This is a genomic window from Pseudomonas sp. RIT-To-2, from assembly GCF_029623465.1.
Taxonomy (GTDB): Bacteria; Pseudomonadota; Gammaproteobacteria; order Pseudomonadales; family Pseudomonadaceae; genus Aquipseudomonas; species Aquipseudomonas silvicola.
The window spans coordinates 25788-42075 of record NZ_JAPYKM010000039.1; the positions used below are offsets into that span (position 1 = coordinate 25788).

Genomic DNA, 16288 nt, shown 5'->3' on the forward strand with positions numbered 1-16288 from the left:
TAATTGGAAAAGCCTAGTCTGCACGCGACGTTGCCGTGGGTTCAAGGGGCTGTTGAGCTGTAGTGGCCGCCAGGCCGCGTCAGGCTGGAGGCGGTATCCAGGCCTGACGCAGAGGTGGGTCAAGCAGGCTCGGGCACCCGGTCAGCCTTGGTCGGGGGCTGCACCGCCAGGGGCGCGAAGCTCTCGGCCTGGGCCATGCGCCACATGCGCGCGTAGAACTCGGCGGTGACCGGTTTGCCCAGCAATTCCCCGGGCTCCAGGAACACATGGATCTGCGAAAACAGCCGAACCTCGGTGGTGGTCATGCGCCGCACCAGGTGCTTGGGTTCCAGTTCACTCGGATGGCTGAGGCCTGCGGCGCTGAGCATTTCGCCCAACGCCACCAGGGTATTGCGGTGGAAATTGGCGACCCGCTGTGCCTTGTCCGTCACTTCCAGCGCCCGCTGGCGCAAGGGGTCCTGGGTGGCCACGCCGGTAGGGCACTTGTTGGTGTGGCAGCTCTGGGACTGAATGCAGCCGATGGCAAACATGAAGCCGCGCGCCGAATTGACCCAATCGGCGCCAATGGCCAGCACACTGGCGATGTCGAACGCGCTGACGATCTTGCCGCTGGCACCCAGCTTGATCTGGCTGCGCAGGCCAGCGCCCACCAGCACGTTATGCACGAACAGCAGGCCTTCGCGCATCGGCATGCCCATGTTGTCGGTAAACTCGCGAGGCGCCGCCCCCGTGCCGCCTTCCTTGCCGTCGACCACGATGAAGTCCGGCTGTACCCCCGTCTGCAGCATGGCCTTGACGATCGCCATGAATTCCCAGGGGTGGCCCAGGCACAGCTTGAAGCCTACCGGCTTGCCGCCGGACAGGGTGCGCAATTGGGTGATGAACTCCAGCAACTGCAACGGGGTGCTGAACTGTGAATGACGGGCGGGCGAGATGCAGTCCTCGCCCATTTTCACCCCGCGGGTGCTGGCGATTTCCTCGGTGACCTTGTGTTTGGGCAGGATGCCGCCATGGCCCGGCTTGGCGCCCTGGCTCATCTTGATCTCGATCATTTTCACCTGGGGCTGGCGTGCGGTTTCAGCAAAGCGCACCGGGTCGAACTGCCCGCTGAGCGTGCGGCAGCCAAAATAGCCACTGCCGATTTCCCAGATCAGATCGCCGCCGAACTCCTGATGGTAAGGGCTGATGCTGCCCTCGCCAGTGTCATGGGCGAAGCCGCCGAGCTTGGCCCCGCGGTTCAAGGCGCGAATGGCGTTGGCGCTGAGGGCACCGAAACTCATGGCCGAGATGTTGAACACCGAAGCGCGGTAGGCCTGTTGGCAGGCCGGCCCGCCAATGGTCACATGAAAGTGCCGTGGGTCGCAGGCATCGCTGGGCAGCATGGAGTGGCTGATGAACTCGAACCCTGGTTGGTAAACATCGGTCAGCGTGCCGAAGGCCTTTTCTGCCGGCTGGTTCTTCGCTCGCTGGTACACGATCGAGCGCTGGGCGCGGGAGAAGGGCAGCTTCTCGTCATCACCCTCCAGCATGTACTGGCGGATTTCCGGGCGGATGGTTTCGATCAGGTAGCGGGCATGGCCCAGGATAGGATAATTGCGGCGCACCGAATGCTGGGTTTGCAGCAGGTCATATACGCCGATCAGGCTCAGTACTCCGGTGATTGCCACCAGCACATCGAGCCCGGGTGACAGCGTCAGGAAAAAGAGGCCGAACAGGGTGAACAGGACACAGCCGGTGAACACGGCGTAGCGGCTCAGGAGCGATATTTTCATTGTGGTTTTCTCACGGTACGGTCGCGGCATCTTCAATCGGCAGCGCCGATTTCACGGATTTCGTCATAGCGGGCTTGCAGTTGCTGGCGTTGCTGCTTGCGCAACTGGCCCTGGGCATAGCGGCGCAACTCGACGGCGGTATCGGGTACCAGCGGTCGCACGGGGCAGGGGCGGCCGTCGGTGTCGATGGCTACCATGGTGAAATAGCAACTGTTGGTATGGCGCACGGTGCGCTCGTGAATATTCTCGGTCATCACCTTCACCCCCACTTCAAGGGAGGTCCGGCCGGTGTAATTGACCGAAGCGAGAAAGGTCACCAGTTCGCCCACATGGATGGGCTCCTTGAAGATCACCTGGTCGACCGAGAGGGTGACCACATAACGGCCGGCGTAACGCTTGGCGCAGGCGAAGGCGACTTCGTCGAGCATCTTGAGCAGCGCGCCGCCGTGCACGTTGCCGGAAAAGTTGGCTTTGTCGGGGGTCATGAGCACACTCATGCTCAATTGGTAGCTACCAGGTTCCATGAAAACCTCATCACGTCAGGCGTTGTGGCCCGCCGCCGTGTGGCCCGGCGATTCAGGCCTGGGGGTGCAGTGTTGGAGCCCTAGGACGGTATCAGTGGGACAAGATAGTTAGCTAGCTAATATTGTGAAAGGGTGCGTTTCCCATCGGGTAATAATGCGCGGCGCAGGGGCGATTGATTCGCTTTGTGACGGTGGCGGCTGCGCCGTCATTTCTTGAAATACTCTGCCTGGGTTTTTGGGCATGAAACCCATCACTACCCGCCACCCGGGAAGGCATAATGGCGCGCCACTGCCTAGCGTGGGCAGTCCAGTCGCGAGCGCGCCACAAGGTACACAGTCAATGATCTGGTTTCTAGAAGGACAGGCTTCCCAGCGCGACATCATCCTGGGGGCCCGCGATGCCTTGCCACCCGGCACCGCCATCCACGCTTCCCACCGCGGGGACCGGGCCGAAATCACTGGCCTGGCGGATATCAGCTACCAGGAGCCCGCCGATCCGGCCGAGCGTCTGGCTTTCATTCTCGACACGGCCCTGGCCCACGGCATCCGGGTAATCGTGGCCGGCCGCGCCGGCGCCGGGTATGAAGTGCACCGCGAGGTCTTCCAGCGCGCCGGCCTGGTGCTGGTGACCGGTGGCACTTCCCTGGAGACGTTCGAACGGGTCGATGACAAGAGCCAGTTCACCGCGCAGGCGCAGCGTGCCGGCCTGGCCTGTGTGCCCGCCATCACGGTGACCAACGCCGACGAACTGGTGCAGGCCCATGCCGTCGTTTCCGCCCAGGGCGAGGCCTGCATCAAGCCGGCCGTGGGCATCTACGGCCAGGGCTTCTGGCGGTTCAGGCCGGGCGTCGACCGTTTCCGCTGCTTCGCCAACCCCGACGCCCGCGAGGTCAGCTTCAGTGATTACCTGCAGGCTTACACAGCGCAGGCCACGCGCCCCGCGATGCTGGTGATGCCCTACCTGGCCGGCAGCGAATGTTCCATGGACATGGTCTGTGAAGCGGGGCGGGTGGTGGCCTGCGTGGGCCGCCGCAAGCAGGGCGGCTACCAGACCTTCGAACGCGATGGCGCCGCGGTGGAGCTGGCGGTGCGGGCCGCCGAGCATTTCGGCTGCGATGGCCTGGTCAATGTGCAGACGCGCGACGACGCCCAGGGCGTGCCCCACTTGCTGGAGATCAACCCGCGGTATTCGGGTGGCATTGGCTACACCCGTGCCACCGGCGTGAACCTGGCCGGTATTTTCGCCACTCGTCGGCTGGGTTACCCCGAGCCGCCTCGGCAGTGGGTGCCTGGCGTGCGGGTGAGGGCCATCACGGTGGCGGCAATAGTGTCCGATTGATATTGCTAAGCCTTCTTATTTGTTACACTTTCGACGCGTAGCTTGTACATGCACGGACAAACGCACTCAGGGAGAGTTACCTCATGCTTCTGGCCACCGGCGCCAATGCCGTTCTAGCTTCAGCCACGACTGCCTGGGTGCTGGAAACCGAGCGTGCCGACGCCATGGGTGCCACGGCCGCGGTCGCGTTGCTGGCGGTGGACGAAAAGCGCCAGCCCAAGGGTGAGCCGGCCCTGTTCCATGCGCCCCAGCCGGCCTGGATGGAGTGGCGCGGCGACCCGGGGCATGTCGGTTGCCAGCTCACGCTTGCCAACCTGCCCGCGGGCGCCGACCGCGTGCTCATCGTGTTGTACACCTATGCGGCCACGGGGCCGGTCAGCGACCTGCTCGGCTGCACGCTGCGCCTGGATGGCGCTCTTGAACACCGTGTCGACCTGCGCGGCCATGGCGAAGCCGCCATCATCCTGGGCGAGTGCTACCTGCGCGCCGGGCAGTGGAAATTCCGCGCCCTGGCCGAAGGCTCGGCGTATGGCCTGGCCGCCCTCGGGCGCCGGCTGGGCGTGGCCCTCGATGAAAGCAACCCCGAGCGGCGAGGGCCCGGCCGCGAGCGCGCCTCCAGTGGCGCCACCGGCACCGGTTTCGCAGTGTCGCAGCGAGCCTTGCTGACCTGCGCGCATGTCATCGAGGGCATGCACGAAATCCATATCAGTTCCTTCGAAGGCCGCCACCGCGCCGAACCGGTCATGGTCGACAGCCGGAACGACCTGGCCCTGCTGCGCGTGCAGGACGTCGTCCTGAACCCGGTGCGCTTCGCCGGCGGGCAGGGTTGCTCGCTGGGCGACTCGGTGGTGGCGGTCGGTTACCCCATGGCCGGGCTCGCGGGCGCTGGTGCCCACGTCACCCAGGGTGGTGTATCGGGCCTGTTCGGCCTGCACAACGATTCGAGCCTGCTGCAATTCACCGCCGCCATCCAGCCCGGCTCCAGCGGTAGCCCGCTGTTCGATGCGGCCGGCGAGGTGGTCGGCATGGTCACTTCTTCGCTGCCTGATGCCCAGAACATGAACTTCGCCGTCAAGGGCGGCCTGCTGCTGGCGTTTCTGCAGGCCTGCCACCTGGAGGCGGACCAGGGCGGGGAACGCACCACGTTGAGTGCCAGCGACATCGCCCGACGGGCACAACCCGCGCTATGGAAGATTGAAGCGCGCAACTGACCGGCCACGGGGCTTGTCGCGCAGTACGCAGTACCGAACCACTACCATTGCACACAGGGAAACAGTCATGGAATTTCACGGAGCGACCTCAGCGTCGACCACACTCAGCGCGACACTGGTGCGCGGGTGCCTTCAGGTTGATGTGGCCGCCTCATCCATCGCCCCTGAGAGCCTGTTCGGCTTTGCCGAACGGCGCAACCCCAAGCGCGCCTTCCTGTTCGTGTCCCGGGTGCTGGGCAAGCATATTCCGGTGAAACCCTCGGTGATGCAGGCCAGCTATGACAGCCTGGCGGCGCAACTGCCGGCCTACCTGCCAGGGCCCGTGCTGGTGGTGGGCATGGCCGAGACCGCCGTCGGCCTGGGTGCCGGCGTGCACCGGGCCTACAGCCGCACCCGGGACGATGCCTTGTACATCGTCAGCACCCGGCACCCGGTCGGCACGTCGATGTTTGCCCGCTTCGAAGAGGAACATAGCCACGCCAATGCCCACCTGATTCACCTGCCAGTGGACCCGGCCCTGCGCGCCATGATGCTCGGGGCCCGTTCGCTGGTGATGGTCGACGACGAAGCGTCCACGGGCAAGACCTTCATCAACCTGCACCGAGCCCTCATCGACGCCGGCCTCCACCAGGTGGAGCGGGTGGTGACCTGCGTGCTGACCGACTGGTCCGCCGGGGCCGTGTCCACCAGCATTGGCCAGCATGCCCACCAGGTGTCGCTGTTGCAGGGGGCCTACCGCTTTACCGAAGACCCGGCGGCCTTGCTGCCCGAGATGCCCGAGACCGGCACCGTGGAAGTCGGCGAGTGGCCCATCGACCCGCGGAACGACTGGGGGCGGCTCGGCGTTCGCGCCGTGGCCGACACCCTGGCGCCCAACCTGCAGGTGCAGCCCGGTGAGCGCATCATCGTCATTGGCACGGGCGAATTCGTGTGGAAACCGTTCCTGCTCGCCGAGCGCCTGGAGCGCGCCGGGGCGCAGGTGCATTTCAGCTCGACCACGCGGTCGCCCATCGCCATCGGGCACGCCATCGACCACGCCTTGTCGTTCTCGGACAACTACGGGCTGGGCATCGTCAATTTCCTCTACAACGTTGCGCCTGGCCAGTTCGACCGGGTGCTCATCTGCAGCGAAACGCCCGCGCTCGCGGTACCGGCCGCGCTGGTCGAAGCCTTGAACGCCGAGGTGATCGTCGATGGTCAATAAGCGTCCACTGGCGTTGGTCGACCTGGACGACACGCTGTTCCAGACCGCGCGCAAGATGCCCGAAGGTAGCGTGCGATACCCGGCTTCCTATGACACCCACGGGGCTGTCAGCGGCTACATGAGCAACGTGCAGAACAGCTTCGTCCAGTGGCTGCTGGCGACCACCGACGTGGTCCCGGTCACCGCGCGCAGCGCCGAAGCGTTTCGCCGGGTGCGGCTGGGGTTCAGCCAGGGCGCGGTGTGCTCCCATGGCGCCGTCATTCTCGACCCGGACGGCGCCGTGAATGCCGACTGGCAGGCCCTCATGGGCGAGCGCTTGAGCGCCTTCCAGCAGCGCCTGCCAACCTTGTGTGCCAGCGCGTTGCAAGTGGGCGATGCGCTGAGCATTTCGTTGCGCGGGTGGGTGGTGGAAGAGGCAGGGCAACAGCATTACGTGGTCATCAAGCACAACAGCGGCACCGATGCCGACCTGCCGCGCGTCGCCGAGCACCTGCGCCAGCGGGGGCTGATCGACGGCATGCATGTGCACCTCAACGGCAACAACCTGGCGCTGCTGCCCGACGGCCTGGGCAAGCGTGTGGCGGTCGAGCACCTGCTGGCACGCGACCGGGCGTTGCATGGCGAGCGTCCTGTGCTGGGCTTTGGCGACAGCATCACCGACCTCGGCTTCATGGACCTGTGCAGCTATTGGGCCACGCCTGCGCGCAGCCAACTGGCCAACCTGGTGGAGGGCGCCGTGCATGGATAGCCCATTGCCGGGTTACACCACCGTGGGCAGCGGCAGCTACCGGCCCACCGACGTGCATTTTTTGCTGCAGCCAGTGGCCATGGACATGACCGATGTTCTGGAGAAGGAGCGCCTGATCCAGAGCCGGCAGAAGCATTATTCGGAGATGATCAGCGAAGAGTCGGCACCGTCGGCGCTGCACATGGCGCTCTATGAGCAGGCCATGGCCCAGAACGGCGCGCGCATGGCCGATGATGTCCAGGCGCTGGCCCACACACTGGCCGAGCAATATCGCGGGCCGAGCATCGCCCTGGTCTCGTTCGTGCGTGCCGGCGTGCCGCTGGGGGTACTGCTGCGCCATGCCCTGGTGGAACGGGGACGCGATGCCCACCACTACGGCATCAGCATCGTGCGCGACCGGGGTATCGACACGGTGGCACTGGAGGCCATCATCGCTCGCCATGGGGCCGCCAACATCGTCTTTGTCGACGGCTGGACCGGCAAGGGCGCCATCGCCGGTGAAATCGCGCGCAGCCTGGGCGACGACCCCCGCTTTCCCCTCGGGCCACGCCTGGTGGTGCTGGCCGACCCGTGCGGCCGTGCCTGGCTGGCGGCCTCGGCGCAGGACTGGTTGATTCCGTCCGGTATCCTGGGCGCCACCGTGTCTGGCCTGGTGTCGCGCTCGATCTGGCCCGCCTCGGGTGGCTTGCATGGTTGCGTGGTGTACGACCACCTGGCCGGGCACGATGTCACCCAGGGCTTCATCGAGCGCATCCAGGCCGCGCGCCCGCGCCTGGACACCCCGGCCGCCTCGCCGTGGACAGCGGCTCAGGCCCTTGCACTGCAGGCCGAGGCCGTCGACGTGGTCACCCGCCTGGCCACGCGGTTCCAGATCAGCAACCTGAACCGGATAAAACCCGGCATCGCCGAGGCCACGCGCGCGGTGCTGCGGCGGGTGCCGTACCGGGTGCTGGTGCGCGAGCGCGACGATGCCGACATTCAACTGTTGCTGCACCTGACGGAACGCGCCGGCATCGAAGTGGAAGAGGCGGGCGCTGAACTGGGGCCTTACCGGGCGGTGACCATCATTCGGAGCGTAAGCTGATGAGTCGTATCTCCCCTCATGCGCTGGGCGCCACGCTCTACATGCCCGCCACCCGCGACGACATCCTCGACGTGGTGCTGGGCCGCAAGCTGCCTGAATTGCGCTCGGTGGTCATCTGCCTGGAGGACGCCGTCGCGTGCCTGGACGTCGAGACTGCCCTGGCCAACCTGCGGCAATTGCTGCTGCGCATCGAGGCCCACGGCGGCCGGCCGGCCAACGGGCCGCTGGTGTTCGTGCGCCCGCGGGACGTGACCATGGCGGCGCGGCTCAACGAATGGCCCCGCATGGCCCTGATCGACGGCTTCGTGGTACCCAAGCTGACGCTGGGCACGTTGCCGGCCTGGGCCCGTGCCGTTTCCAACCCGGCGCTGGCACTGATGCCTACCCTGGAAACCCGCGAGGTGTTCAGCCCCAACGCCATGGTCGAACTGGGCGAGGCCATGCGCCAGACACTGGGGGAGCAGGTAATCGTCGTGCGTATCGGCGGCAATGACCTGATGGGTTGCCTGGGCTTGCGCCGCGACCCCGAGCGTACCCTCTACCAGACGCCCATGGGCTACGTCATTCCGATGCTGGCCGGCATTCTCGGGGCCCAGGGGTTTGCCCTGACCGCACCGGTGTTCGAGCTGATGTCCGCGCCGCGGTTGCTGGCCGAGGAACTGGCCCTGGACATCGCGCACGGCCTGGTCGGCAAGACCGCCATCCACCCCGCGCAGGTCAGCGTTATCCAGGACGCGTTGCGGGTCAGTCTCGAAGACCTCAATGGTGCCCGGTTGATCCTGAGCGAGGCGGCGCCCGCCGTGTTTCGGCATAACGATGCCATGTGCGAACCCGCCACTCATTTCAACTGGGCCACGCGGATTGTCGAACGCGCCCAGTGGCATGGCGTCAAACAGGGTGACGCCACATCCATTGAGCCAGTACGCCTGGCAGAGGTAAGTCGATGACACAGGACATGCTGGAAGCCGGCCCCGCGGGGGCCAAGGTGCTGTCAGTGTTTGACTTTGACGGCACGCTGACCCGGCACGACAGCTTCGTGCCTTTTCTGAAATTCGCTTTTGGCAACCGCGCCTTTACCTGGCGCATGGTGCGCATGCTGCCCTCGGCGGTGCGTTACCTGGGCAAAGGCCTGAGCCGCGATGAACTGAAGGCCACGTTGATTGCGTCGTTTCTCACCGATGTAGAGGTCAGTTGGCTGGAACAGAAGGCCGGGCAGTTCCGCGCCCACTTCTGGGGGCGCCTGATGCGCCCGGCCGGCGTCGCCGCGGTGGCGGCCGAGCGGGCGTCCGGTGCGCAGGTGACGTTGTGCTCGGCTTCGCCGAGCCTGGTGCTCAAGCCCTTTGCCGAGCACCTGGGCATCCGCCTGATCGCCACGGAGCTGGAAGTTGCCAACGGCCGGCTGACCGGCCGTATCAGTGGCAGCAACTGCCGGTGCGAAACCAAGGTGCTGCGCCTGGAAGCGGTGTACGGCCCACTGTCGCAGTACCGCCTGCGCGCCTGGGGTGACACCCGTGGCGACCACGAGTTGCTGGCCGCCGCCCAGGACGCCCATTGGCGCCATTTTCACCCTGCCTGGCAACGGGGTCGGTTTCGTATCGAGACCATCGGCAGCCAGGTCAAGCGGGCCACCCCCGAAGACTCTTCACGAAAAAACGGGCCTGGCTCCGGCCAAGGCCCTGATGACCAACAAGGAGCGTAACCATGGCACTGACGTTAGCCAAGAATCAGTCGATTTCACTGGAGAAAACCGCTGGAGGCGGGTTGAGCAAGATCACCCTCGGGCTGGGTTGGGACCCCGAGAAGACCGGCTTTTTCGGCAAGCTGATGGGCAACAGCGGTGATATCGACCTGGATGCTTCCTGCATCCTGTTCGATGAGGGGTTCAAGCCCGTGGACCTGGTCTGGTTTCGCCAGTTGAAGTCGCGGGATGGCTCGATTCAGCACTCGGGTGACAACCGCACCGGTGAAGGCGACGGCGACGACGAGTCCATCGCCGTCGACCTGGGCCGCCTGCCGGCAACCGTGAAACACCTGGTGTTCACCGTCAATTCGTTCACCGGGCAGACCTTCCAGAAAGTCGAGAACGCCTACTGCCGTATCGTCGACAGCGGCGCCAACAAGGAGCTGGCGCGTTTCAACCTGTCCGAGAAGGGCGGCCATACCGGTATCGTCATGGCCAGCCTCACCCGTGGCCCGGCCGGCTGGGACTTCAAGGCCATCGGCAAGACCACCAATGGCCGTACTGCCGATGACCTGGTGAACCTGGCGGTCGAGGCGGTGCGCGCATGACCGTGCTGGTACCGGGTGGCAATGCGCCGGTCGCCACCGGCTCGCTTCGCGTGGACATCCATTACGGCACCATCGCCGGCGCCGATATCGATGTATCCGCCTTCGCCCTGACCGCCCAGGGCAAGGTGCGCGGCGATCAGGACATGTGCTTCTACGGCCAGCCCAACGTGCTGGGCGGTGCGCTTCAGCTCACGGATGCCTCGCCTGGGCGCGCGGCGTTCACCCTGGACCTGGGGCGCCTGGACGCGGGCGTCGAGAAAGTGGCGCTGACTGCTACCATCCACGAGAACAAGGCCAGCTTCGAGCGTGTCTCGACCTTGTCGCTGCACGTGGCGGGCGGTATCGAAGCGCAGATCCCGACTGCCGGGATGAAGGAAACCGCGCTGATCCTCGGCGAGTTCTACCTGCGCCAGGGCGCCTGGAAATTTCGCTGCGTGGGTCAAGGCTTTGCTGGCGGCCTGGCGCCGCTGGCCACCCATTTCGGGGTCGAGATCGCGGCTGCTCCCACGCCTGCCGCTGCCCCGGCGGCACCCCCGGCGGCGCCAGCCCCGGCGCCGGCGCCGAAGATCAGCCTGAGCAAGGTCACCCTGGACAAGACGCGCTCATCCATCAGCCTGGAGAAGACAGCGGCCGGCTTCGGCGAGATCCGCGTCAACCTCAACTGGAACAAGGGCAAGTCCGGCGGCCTGTTTTCGCGCAGCCAGGCCATCGACCTGGACGTGGGCTGCCTGTTCGAACTGCAGGACGGCTACAAGGGTGCCGTCCAGGCCTTGGGCAATGCCTTCGGCGACCTGCAGGACGAGCCCTACATCCAGCTGATGGGCGATGACCGCACCGGCTCCGTGGCCGGTGGCGAATGGCTGCACATCAACGGCAAGAAGTGGAGCGAGATCCGCCGCATTCTGGTGTACGCGTTCATCTACGACGGCGCGCCGAACTGGAAGGAAACCGACGGCGTGGTAACCATCCACGTACCGGGCCAACCGGAGATCGAAGTGCGCCTGAACGAGGAGGGCGGGCGGCTGGGCATGTGTGCCATCGCCCTGCTGGAGAACGACAACGGTGCGGTCAAGGTGACCCGCCGGGTGGATTTCCACAAGGGCCACGAACCCATGGACAAGGCATACGGCTGGGGCATGCGCTGGAGCGCGGGCTCCAAATAACACCCTGAATTCGCGGGGCAGTTTGCCCCGCCTGCGAGGACTGCACCATGCTGGAATGGCTGAAAACGAACGCGGCGAAAGCCCGTGAAACACTGACCACCGAGGTGGCGAAGTTCAAGAACCGCAGCTTCATGGATGCCACGGCATCGGCCTGCGCCATGATCGCGGCGGCGGACGGCGAGGTTTCCTCTGCCGAGAAGATGAAGATGGCCGGGTTCATCAAGAACTCGCCGGAGCTCAAGGTGTTCGACCTGACGGACGTGATCAAGTCGTTCAACGACGCGGTGGGCAAGTTCGAGTTCGACTACCAGATCGGCCAGGCCGAGGCGCTGAAAGTGATCAACAAGATCAAGGGCAACGACGGCGCCTCACGCCTGCTGGTGCGGGTGGCCTGTGCGATCGGCGCTTCGGACGGCAACTTCGACGACAAGGAAAAGGCAGCCTGCCGCCTGATCTGCCTGGAGCTGGGCCTGAACCCCGCTGATTTCGAACTGTAAGGTATTTGAACGTGGACACTCACATCGGTTTTCCCCCGCTGACCATGGCGGTTTTCGCCGGGATGGCCATCGGCGCCATGCTGCTGGACATGCTCACCCACCGTGGCGACAAGCCGGTTTCGCTGGCCAAGGCCTCGGTCTGGTCGCTGTTCTGGATCGCCCTGTCGCTGGCCTTCGCCGGTTTCCTGTACGTGCAGCACGGCCCGGAAGTGGCCAGCCTGTTCGTCACTGGCTATGCCTTGGAAAAAGTCCTGAGCGTGGACAACCTGTTTGTCTTCATGGCGATCTTCGCCTGGTTCAAGGTGCCGGACGGCCTGCGTCACCGGGTGCTGTACTGGGGCATCATCGGCGCCATCGTGTTCCGGGGCATCTTCGTGGCCATCGGCACCGGGCTGCTGGCCTTCGGCCCGTGGGTCGAGGTTGTGTTCGCCGTCATCGTGGCCTGGACTGCCATCATGATGCTCAAGGGCGGCGGCGATGACGAGGAGGAAGAGGACTACTCCAGCCACCTGGCCTACCGCTTTGCCTCCAAACTTTTTCCCGTGTGGCCCAAGCTGTACGGCAACCAGTTCTTCGTCAGTCGCAAGACCCTGGAGCGCGAAATCGGCAAGCCCGAGCACGCGGGCCTGAGCCTGGCGGCCAAGGGCGCGATCTTTGCCACGCCGCTGTTCCTGTGCCTGGTGGTAGCCGAGGTGTCCGACGTGCTGTTCGCGTTCGACTCGGTGCCGGCGGTGATCGCCGTCAGCCGCGAACCGCTGATCGTGTACTCGGCCATGCTCTTCGCCATCCTGGGCCTGCGCACCATGTATTTCGTGCTCGAAGCCTTGAAGCGTTACCTGGTGCACCTGGAAAAGGCGGTGATCGCGCTGTTGTTCTTCATCGCGGCCAAGCTGGCGCTCAACGCCACCGACCACCTGTTCCAGCACGGCTACAGCATCAGTGCCAATACCAGCCTGCTCATCGTGATGGTAGTACTGGTGATCGGCATCCTGGCCAGCGTCATTTTCCCGGGCAAGGACGACGGTCAAACCGAGCCCAATTGATTCCCTCATCGGCAAAACAAGGAGTTGTAACATGGCATTGTCTCTTCAGAAGGGCGGTAACCTTTCCCTGTCCAAAACCGACCCGTCGCTGACCAAATTGCTGGTCGGCCTGGGCTGGGACCCACGCGCCACCGATGGCACCGAATTCGACCTGGACGCCAGTGCGTTCCTGCTGAGCAGCACCGGCAAGGTTCGCGGTGAAGCCGATTTCATTTTCTACAACCAGCTCAAAAGCCAGGACGGTTCCATCGAACACACCGGTGACAACCGCACCGGCGCCGGTGATGGCGACGACGAAGTGCTGAAGATCGACCTCAGCCGCGTACCGGCCGACATCGACAAAGTGGTGTTCACCGTGACCATCCACGACGCCGAAGCGCGCAAGCAGAACTTTGGCCAGGTGGGCGGTGCGTTCATTCGCGTCGTCAACGAAGTCACCAACGCCGAAGTGGTCCGCTACGACCTGGCGGAAGATGCGTCCACTGAAACCGCGATGATCTTCGCCGAGCTGTATCGCAACAACGGCGAGTGGAAGTTCCGCGCCATCGGCCAGGGTTATGCTGGCGGCCTGAAGGCCGTGGCCAACTCCTTCGGCTTGAACTTCTAATTACCCGCAACCACAAGGAATCAGACCATGGCTGTAAGTTTGTCCAAAGGCTCCAACGTCTCGCTGTCCAAGGAGGCCCCGGGCCTCAGCGAAGTGACCGTGGGCCTGGGCTGGGATGCTCGCGTCACCGATGGCCAGGAATTCGACCTGGACGCCTCGGTGTTCGTGGTAGGTGAAAACGGCAAGGTCCTGGACGATGCCAGTTTCATCTTCTACAACAACAAGAAGTCCGTTGATGGCTCCATCGAACACCTGGGCGACAACCGTTCGGGCGCCGGTGAGGGTGATGACGAACAAGTGGTGGTCAAGCTCACCGGCCTGGCCGCCGCGGTGAAGAAGTTGGTGTTCGCGGTGACCATCCACGATGCGGAAGCGCGCAAGCAAAGCTTTGGCCAGGTTGGCAACGCTTACATTCGTGTGGTCAACAAGGCGGACGGCAAGGAACTGGCCCGTTATGACTTGTCCGAAGACGCCTCCACCGAAACCGCGATGATTTTCGGTGAGGTGTACCGCAACGGCGACGAGTTCAAGTTCAAGGCCATCGGCCAGGGTTTCGCCGGCGGCCTCAAGCCATTGGCTGAAGCCCATGGCGTTAGCATCGGCTGATACCCCCCAGCGCTGACAAGAAACCCTGCCTTCGCGCAGGGTTTTTTGTGTTGCCCGTGTGGCAGCTCGACGCGGCTACAGCCTGTCGCGGCCGCCAGGCAGGGCACAAGACAGTCAGCCGAGAATGCCTTTCCCTCTGGCCTCCTTGAGCCAGCTGGGAAACTCGTTCATCAACTTGTCGTACAGCGCCTCTTCACTCACATCATGCAGGTCGTCCAGGGCGAAGAACCCGCAGTTGTCGACCACCCGGCCGGGCAATGTGTCGAGCTTTTCCAGAATGCCGTAACTGGAGCCGCCCAGGCCCACGAACTGCCAGAACACCGGGTAGCGTGCCGCCTCGACGATCAGTTGGGTGATGGCCTTGTTTTCATGCACGCCACCGTCACTGATGAACATCACGTAGACCGGCGTCAGATCCCCGGAGCGTTTGTAATAGTCGATCACCTGGCGAATGACCTTGGGCTCGTCGTTCACCCGGGCCCCCAGGTTCCAGCGTTTCCAGCCACCTTCCACGGTGTTCACGTAGTCCTTGTGGTTGGCCAGTGATACCGCTGGCAGTTGCTGCGGCTTGGCCGCGAACCCCCAGCAGTCCAGTTCGCCGTCATCATCGAAGTGCACGGCCAGCGGCACCAGGCGGTTCACCACTTCCTGGACCCGGCCCTTGTTGTATTGGCCGTTCATCGAGCCTGAGACGTCCAGCACCAGCGCTACCCGGGCCGTGACGTTGGCCAGGTTGTTCTTTTCCAGGCTCAGTTGGGCTTTCTTGGCCAGGCTGAGCAAGTGCGGCGCGGCGTCGGCGATTTTCTTCTCAAGGGAAATTCGGGCGGGTGCCACCGGTTGTTCCAGGACTTCGCCGCCGAAATGGCGCACCAGTGCGTCCAGGCCGTCGTTGAAGCCCTGCAGGTTGGCCTGCAGGCGCCAGGCGCCGTCCTTGCGGTACAGGTCGGCAACCATGATGGCCTTCTCGCTGGCAAAGTCCCGGCCCTGAAACTCGCACGTCGCCGCAATGGCGCCATTGGCTGCCTGAACCGCAAAAGCGCTGGGCGCCAGGTCGCGCATGGCGCCGTTGCCGTCGATGGCGGCCGTGAACACCAGGCGCTCGATGGTCGCCGGCAGGGTCGCCAGGTTCAGGCTGAACGCACCTTCGTGAGCGAGCCGAACACTGGCGCAGGGCGTGGCAGGCTGGTTGAAGAAGACCATGTAGCGGTCATCCGACAGCTTGCCGGCGGCATCGATGCCAAAGCACGCGTAGTCGATGACATGGGGGGACTTGAGGGTGAGGGACAGGGTGAGCTGGTCACCCTGGAGGATACTTGACAGTGGCAGTCGTTGCCCTTGCGTAAGCTGCATGGCGCTTCCCTGTGTTGGCGTGAAAAGTATCGCCAATCATACAGGCTCGGCCCGCTGGTGTGGCCTTCAGTCAGCCTGTTCATCCTTGACTTTTTGCGCCACGTCGGCCGCAGCGGTGGCGGTGATGGTGCCGACGCTGGGCACTGTGTGGGTCACGGTGGTGGTTACTGTCGTCGTGATGTTGCGGGTATAGGCGTCGATGCGCATGCCATTGCGCATGTGGCCGGATACGGTCTGCGGGGTGATCAGGGTGCGGGTCAGGCTCGAGCCGACGGTGCGGAACAGGTTGCCAAGCGCCGAAACGATCGACACCACGGTTAGCACGCAGAAGGGAATGGCCAGGAACATGATCGACAATTTGAACCAGGCCAGTTCCGGCTCCAGGTGGTCAAGGGTGCGGCAATACAGAACGGCAACCGCGAGGTAGGCGAACGCCAGGCCGGCAATGGCCAGCGGGGTGTGGATATCGAACATTACCCGGGCGCACAGCAGGGCATAAATGACGATGCTGACCAGCGCATCGGGTACCAGGCTCTTCAGCCCGTCCACGGCGCGCGCGATGTTGTAGATCAGAAACCCGATGATGGCGATCCAGCCCAGCACCGGAATCATGCCCAGCGCCATGACCAGCAGCGACAGCAAAAAGCCGCGGATGATGTCGTGGTGCAGGTTGTGTTTGAACAGGTAATACAGAAAGTACGGGCCTGCGAACAGCACGACAATGCTTATCGAGATGGCAACGGCTTCCGGGGGCAGGAAGAAGCTGAGGCAGCCAATCAGGATCATGAAGGCGAGGCAGGGAATACCGGCGTGTGACATGGAGATCTTCCGTGGGGGTGGAACGAATGAAG

The 16288-nt window shown here is 64.3% G+C and carries 17 protein-coding genes; 13 read left to right on the forward strand and 4 right to left on the reverse strand.

Annotation, left to right across the window (positions count from 1 at the left end):
• Nucleotides 1–119: 119 nt before the first annotated feature.
• Both QBK88_RS25890 and QBK88_RS25895 read right to left on the reverse strand, forming a co-directional pair.
• Nucleotides 120–1772 (reverse strand): FMN-binding glutamate synthase family protein, encoded by a 1653-nt coding sequence (locus QBK88_RS25890; RefSeq protein ID WP_277964274.1) that lies wholly within the window; start codon nucleotides 1770–1772, stop codon nucleotides 120–122.
• 32 nt (nucleotides 1773–1804) lie between these two features.
• Nucleotides 1805–2296, reverse strand: coding sequence for an acyl-CoA thioesterase (locus tag QBK88_RS25895; RefSeq protein WP_268142321.1), 492 nt, complete (start codon nucleotides 2294–2296; stop codon nucleotides 1805–1807).
• 340 nt (nucleotides 2297–2636) lie between these two features.
• Here QBK88_RS25895 and QBK88_RS25900 point away from each other — a divergent pair, with 340 nt between their 5' ends.
• The 13 genes from QBK88_RS25900 to QBK88_RS25960 all read left to right on the forward strand — a co-directional run bounded on the left by QBK88_RS25900 (nucleotide 2637) and on the right by QBK88_RS25960 (nucleotide 14087).
• Nucleotides 2637–3635, forward strand: a complete 999-nt coding sequence (locus QBK88_RS25900; protein WP_277964275.1) for an ATP-grasp domain-containing protein — start codon at nucleotides 2637–2639, stop codon at nucleotides 3633–3635.
• Nucleotides 3636–3718: 83 nt separating this feature from the next.
• A complete protein-coding gene (locus tag QBK88_RS25905) occupies nucleotides 3719–4846 on the forward strand; it encodes a trypsin-like peptidase domain-containing protein (protein WP_277964276.1) in 1128 nt (375 codons plus the stop codon).
• Between the two features lie 67 nt (nucleotides 4847–4913).
• Nucleotides 4914–6050, forward strand: a complete 1137-nt coding sequence (locus QBK88_RS25910; protein ID WP_277964277.1) for a phosphoribosyltransferase domain-containing protein — start codon at nucleotides 4914–4916, stop codon at nucleotides 6048–6050.
• Nucleotides 6040–6798, forward strand: a complete 759-nt coding sequence (locus QBK88_RS25915; protein ID WP_277964278.1) for a trehalose phosphatase — start codon at nucleotides 6040–6042, stop codon at nucleotides 6796–6798. The genes QBK88_RS25910 and QBK88_RS25915 overlap by 11 nt, the downstream gene beginning before the upstream one ends.
• Nucleotides 6791–7882 (forward strand): cysteine protease StiP family protein, encoded by a 1092-nt coding sequence (locus QBK88_RS25920; RefSeq protein ID WP_268142315.1) that lies wholly within the window; start codon nucleotides 6791–6793, stop codon nucleotides 7880–7882. Before QBK88_RS25915 ends, QBK88_RS25920 begins: the two co-directional genes overlap by 8 nt.
• Nucleotides 7882–8829 carry an HpcH/HpaI aldolase/citrate lyase family protein gene (locus QBK88_RS25925; RefSeq protein WP_277964279.1) on the forward strand — a complete coding sequence of 316 codons (948 nt, stop codon included), beginning with the start codon at nucleotides 7882–7884 and terminating at the stop codon, nucleotides 8827–8829. The genes QBK88_RS25920 and QBK88_RS25925 overlap by 1 nt, the downstream gene beginning before the upstream one ends.
• On the forward strand, nucleotides 8826–9581 hold the full coding sequence (locus QBK88_RS25930) for an HAD family hydrolase (protein WP_277964280.1): 756 nt from the start codon (nucleotides 8826–8828) through the stop codon (nucleotides 9579–9581). Before QBK88_RS25925 ends, QBK88_RS25930 begins: the two co-directional genes overlap by 4 nt.
• Before the next feature lie 2 nt (nucleotides 9582–9583).
• Entirely contained in the window at nucleotides 9584–10171 is a 588-nt protein-coding gene (locus QBK88_RS25935) for a TerD family protein (protein WP_268142310.1), read from the forward strand.
• Entirely contained in the window at nucleotides 10168–11334 is a 1167-nt protein-coding gene (locus QBK88_RS25940; protein ID WP_277964281.1) for a TerD family protein, read from the forward strand. The genes QBK88_RS25935 and QBK88_RS25940 overlap by 4 nt, the downstream gene beginning before the upstream one ends.
• Nucleotides 11335–11381: 47 nt before the next feature.
• Complete coding sequence (locus QBK88_RS25945; protein WP_277964282.1) at nucleotides 11382–11831, forward strand: tellurite resistance TerB family protein; 450 nt, start codon at nucleotides 11382–11384, stop codon at nucleotides 11829–11831.
• Between the two features lie 44 nt (nucleotides 11832–11875).
• Nucleotides 11876–12874: a TerC/Alx family metal homeostasis membrane protein gene (locus tag QBK88_RS25950; protein WP_277964300.1), complete on the forward strand. Its 999-nt coding sequence runs from the start codon at nucleotides 11876–11878 to the stop codon at nucleotides 12872–12874.
• 31 nt (nucleotides 12875–12905) lie between these two features.
• Nucleotides 12906–13481 carry a TerD family protein gene (locus QBK88_RS25955; protein WP_268142305.1) on the forward strand — a complete coding sequence of 192 codons (576 nt, stop codon included), beginning with the start codon at nucleotides 12906–12908 and terminating at the stop codon, nucleotides 13479–13481.
• Nucleotides 13482–13508: 27 nt separating this feature from the next.
• A complete protein-coding gene (locus QBK88_RS25960) occupies nucleotides 13509–14087 on the forward strand; it encodes a TerD family protein (RefSeq protein WP_268142303.1) in 579 nt (192 codons plus the stop codon).
• Nucleotides 14088–14201: 114 nt separating this feature from the next.
• Here the strand turns inward: QBK88_RS25960 and QBK88_RS25965 are convergent, their stop codons facing one another.
• Both QBK88_RS25965 and QBK88_RS25970 read right to left on the reverse strand, forming a co-directional pair.
• A complete protein-coding gene (locus QBK88_RS25965; RefSeq protein ID WP_277964283.1) occupies nucleotides 14202–15437 on the reverse strand; it encodes a VWA domain-containing protein in 1236 nt (411 codons plus the stop codon).
• Nucleotides 15438–15503: 66 nt separating this feature from the next.
• Nucleotides 15504–16256, reverse strand: a complete 753-nt coding sequence (locus QBK88_RS25970) for a hypothetical protein (protein WP_268142300.1) — start codon at nucleotides 16254–16256, stop codon at nucleotides 15504–15506.
• Nucleotides 16257–16288 lie beyond the last annotated feature (32 nt).